Genomic DNA, 2,020 nt, shown 5'->3' on the forward strand with positions numbered 1-2,020 from the left:
AATCTTTATGTCCTGCATTTGCAAGGCTCACACGGACCTGCATATTACAAAAGATACCCGGATAATTTTCGCCGCTTTACGCCCACTTGCGATACAAACGAGCTAAGCAAATGCACACAGGAGGAGATTCTTAACACCTATGACAATACGCTTTATTACACCGATTGGATTATAGGGGAACTCATTGATATTGCCGCGGAAATGAATAACTATACAACAGCGGTGCTATATCTCTCTGACCACGGAGAAAGCTTAGGAGAAAACGGAATCTATTTGCACGGAATGCCCTATGCCCTAGCCCCACAGGAGCAAATCCATATTCCAAGCATTGCATATCACAACAACGCAACCATTAACGCGCGTCTTAAGCAATATGGCAACTTTAAACTCTCCCACGATAATCTCACACATTCAATATTAGGATTTTTTGGAGTAGCAAGTCCTCTTTATAAGGAATCTTATGATATTTTTAGCACTTCTTTGAAGGAGAATCCATAATGAAACCCGACTATTCCTTTTTTGCAAACACAAAATTTGCACTTCAAGGGGTTTGCGCCCTCTTTAAGAATGAAAAAAGCTTCCGCATAGAACTTTGCATCATCATTCCTGCATTGATTTTGGATTGTTTTTTGCCACTTTCCATCTTGGAGCATTTATTCTTAGCCTTTGTGCTGTTTATGATTTTGATTGCAGAGGCGATTAATACCGCCATTGAAGCTAATGTGGATTTGGTTACAGAGTCTTTTGACCCAAAAGCAAAAATTGCAAAGGATTGCGCCTCTGCGGCAGTATTTTTTAGTGTCCTCTTTGCGCTTCTTAGCTGGGGAATTTTCTTAGGAAAACTATGGATAGAGGAATAGAATTACTTCAGAAAAGAATCCCAAAAAACAAGAGTGGGTAAATTTTAAACATTTTAAACGATTCATCGTTAAAAAATATAAAATATAGAAAATTATCCAACCATTACACAATAAAAAATGTAAAATGTTTATCATTAAACTAATGGGAAAAGAATGCAAAACAATAGAGATTATCAAGGTTTTACTAGAGAATGCAAAGAGTTTCTGTTTGACACAAAAGACAATGTTAAATATTACAGAATCTTTGAAGATTATTTAGAAAGATTCGCCTATGGTATAGACGCTTCGTGCTACCGCTATATTCCACAACTTGTGCTAAAGCCCATCAATGAAACAGAGGTTCAAAAAATCATCACCTTAAGCCAACAATACAATATTCCGCTTACCTTTAGAGGTTCAGGCACAAGTTTAAGCGGACAAGCTTGTAGCGATAGTGTATTGGTGGTTTGTATTCACAAATGGCAGACCATTCATCTAACGCAAGATTCCATTTGGTGTGATTGCGGAGTAATTGGCTCGGAAGCAAACCTTGTATTAAAACCATTGGGCAAAAAAATAGGACCAGACCCAGCAACGATTAACAATGCAAGTATTGGTGGAATCTTTTCTAACAATTCTAGCGGAATGTGTTGCGGTGTCAAGCAGAATAGTTACCATACAATCAAATCCATTCGTGTAATTTTAAACGATGGCTACATCTTGGATACTTCAGATGAAAAAAATATACAAGATTTCTTGCAAATCCACAAAGCATTAGCGGAAAATCTCCTTGCTTTGCGTCAAGAAATGCTAGAAGATGCTACTTTATGTCAAGAGATTGTGCGCAAATTCAAGATAAAAAATACCACAGGTTATAGCCTGAATGCGCTCATTGATTTTGAGGAAATTAAAGACATTCTAAATCACATCTTTATTGGAGCAGAAGGCACATTAGGCTTTGTTTCACGTGTGGAATATTTTACCCAAGAGGATTTTAAACACAAAGCGTGCGCATTAATCTTTTATGAATCTCTAGCACAAGCCGCAAGGGCAATTCAAGTCTTAGCTGCTAATGATACTATTGTGAGTGCAGCAGAGATTATGGATTATGCTTGTTTAAAAGCTGTGCGTCATATAGAGGGTATGCCACAAGATTTACAAAAAGTCCAAGAGGGAAACTG

The 2,020-nt window shown here is 37.5% G+C and carries 3 protein-coding genes; all 3 read left to right on the forward strand.

Translation table 11 applies throughout. The features are described from left to right. Positions 1 to 498: sulfatase-like hydrolase/transferase (locus tag Q1553_RS06670; protein WP_300842839.1), on the forward strand; the 498-nt coding region annotated here is incomplete at its 5' end. Beyond that, positions 498 to 860 carry a diacylglycerol kinase gene (locus tag Q1553_RS06675; RefSeq protein ID WP_115550819.1) on the forward strand — a complete coding sequence of 121 codons (363 nt, stop codon included), beginning with the start codon at positions 498 to 500 and terminating at the stop codon, positions 858 to 860. The genes Q1553_RS06670 and Q1553_RS06675, both read left to right, overlap by 1 nt. 153 nt (positions 861 to 1,013) lie before the next feature. After that, positions 1,014 to 2,020, forward strand: a 1,007-nt coding sequence (locus Q1553_RS06680; protein ID WP_300842840.1) for an FAD-binding oxidoreductase, incomplete at its 3' end; no start/stop codon positions are given.

It is taken from the genome of Helicobacter sp. UBA3407, assembly GCF_949747025.1.
In the GTDB taxonomy this organism is placed as follows: domain Bacteria; phylum Campylobacterota; class Campylobacteria; order Campylobacterales; family Helicobacteraceae; genus Helicobacter_D; species Helicobacter_D ganmani.

Excerpts from the sequence above, each read along its gene's own strand:
- Q1553_RS06675 (WP_115550819.1), top strand. The coding sequence starts at position 498 with ATGAAACCCGACTATTCCTTTTTTGCAAACACAAAATTTGCACTTCAA.